A 1,951-nucleotide genomic window follows, 5' to 3' on the forward strand; every position below is an offset into this window, starting at 1 on the left:
AGAATTTAACTTTGGATATATAGTTACAGCTATACTTGCTTTTTTCTTTATGACCATTGGTTGCTTATCTCTTTACGGCACAAATACTAAAATGAGTAGTAGTGCTGTTGGTTTTGCAGACCAGCTAATAAATTTATTTACGGTACATATTGGAGAGTGGACAACTATTTTTGTGTCTACAGCCGCTTTTGCCACAATGTTTAGCTCTTGTATGACAGCACACGATGCTATTGCAAGAGTTAGTATAGATGTTATACAGAAGCTAAAAAGCACACCAATTACCATAACTGAAGAAACAAAACCACAAAGTAAATCTTACTTTACCTTAGCTGTAATAGTATTAACCATTGTAAACTTAGCCGTTATAATCTTTTTTAATTCTAATATGGGTAAGGTTGTTGCCTTAGCTACTTTTGTATCTTTTATTGTAGCTCCCGTTGTTGGTTATATGAATTTAAAAAATGTAATGAGTAACGACGTTGCTAAAGAAGACAGACCTAAAAAATGGCTACAGCTACTTACGTATGCAGGTATTTTATTCCTAAGCTTATTTGCAATTTATTACTGCTACATAGAAATTATTGCATAAAAAAGACCGACTTATATAAAATCGGCCTTTAGAATTTATTCTTTTATTTAAAGAGAGTTGTCCATAATTTCCTGAACAATTTCTGGATTTAACAACGTACTAATATCACCTAAATTATCTGTGTCATTAGAAGCTATTTTACGCAAAATACGACGCATAATTTTACCACTCCTTGTTTTAGGCAAACCAGTTACAAACTGTATTTTATCTAATTTAGCAATAGGTCCAATATGTTCTGTTATTTGCTGATTAATCTCTTTTCGCAAATTATCTCTATCTCTAGTTTCTCCAAATTCCTTTAAAATAACATAACCATACAAAGCATTTCCTTTAACATCATGTGGAAACCCAACAATTGCAGACTCTGCTACAGCTGGATGCTCGTTAATGGTATCTTCTATAGGTGCAGTACCTAAATTATGTCCAGATACAATAATAACATCATCTACACGACCTGTTATTCTGTAATAACCAACACCATCTCTTAAAGCACCATCACCCGTAAAATATTTGTCTTTATAAGCCGAAAAATAAGTGTCTCTGTACCTTTCATGATTACCCCAAATTGTTCTTGCAATAGAAGGCCACGGAAATTTAATACATAAACGCCCCTCTACCTGGTTGCCCTTTAACTCTTGTGCGTTTTCATCCATTAAGGCAGGTTGTATACCAATAAAAGGTAACGTTGCGTATGTAGGTGTTGTTGGTGTAACATAAGGTATAGGAGAAATCATAATTCCGCCTGTTTCTGTTTGCCACCAAGTATCTACAATAGGACTATTATTTTTACCAACATTACTATTATACCAATGCCAAGCCTCTTCGTTAATAGGCTCACCAACAGAACCTAATACTTTTAAAGAAGATAGGTCGTGATTTTCTACAAAATCTATATTCTCTTTTGCCAAAGCTCTAATAGCAGTAGGTGCAGTATAAAACTGAGTTACTTTATGTTTCTCTATTACTTCCCAAAAGCGGCCAAAATCTGGATAAGAAGGCACACCCTCAAACATTACCGTAGTTGCTCCGTTAGCCAAAGGACCATACACAATGTAAGAGTGCCCTGTAATCCAACCTATATCTGCGGTACACCAGTAAACATCATTCTCTTTATACTGAAAAATATTTTTAAATGTATACGCCGTATATACCATATAGCCACCTGTAGTATGCACCATACCTTTTGGAGTGCCTGTAGAGCCAGATGTATATAAAATAAATAAAGGATCTTCGGCATCCATAACTTCTGCAACACAATCCCCGTATGCTTCGTCTAAAAGTGGCTGTAACCATTTATCACGCCCCTCTTTCATTTTTACTTCTGCATTGGTACGCTTGGCTACTAATACTGTTTTTACACCA

At 35.0% G+C, this 1,951-nt stretch carries 1 protein-coding gene and 1 pseudogene; one reads left to right on the plus strand and one right to left on the minus strand.

The genetic code is table 11. The features are described 5' to 3' along the window. Positions 1–589 (plus strand): annotated as a pseudogene (locus ABJD66_RS00015) (divalent metal cation transporter); the annotation flags it as partial. 47 nt (positions 590–636) lie between these two features. Here ABJD66_RS00015 and ABJD66_RS00020 read toward each other — a convergent pair. Next, positions 637–1,951: acetate--CoA ligase (locus tag ABJD66_RS00020; protein WP_348126785.1), on the minus strand; the 1,315-nt coding region annotated here is incomplete at its 5' end.

Origin of the sequence: Cellulophaga sp. (genome assembly GCF_039943695.1) — a bacterium.
In the GTDB taxonomy this organism is placed as follows: domain Bacteria; phylum Bacteroidota; class Bacteroidia; order Flavobacteriales; family Flavobacteriaceae; genus Cellulophaga.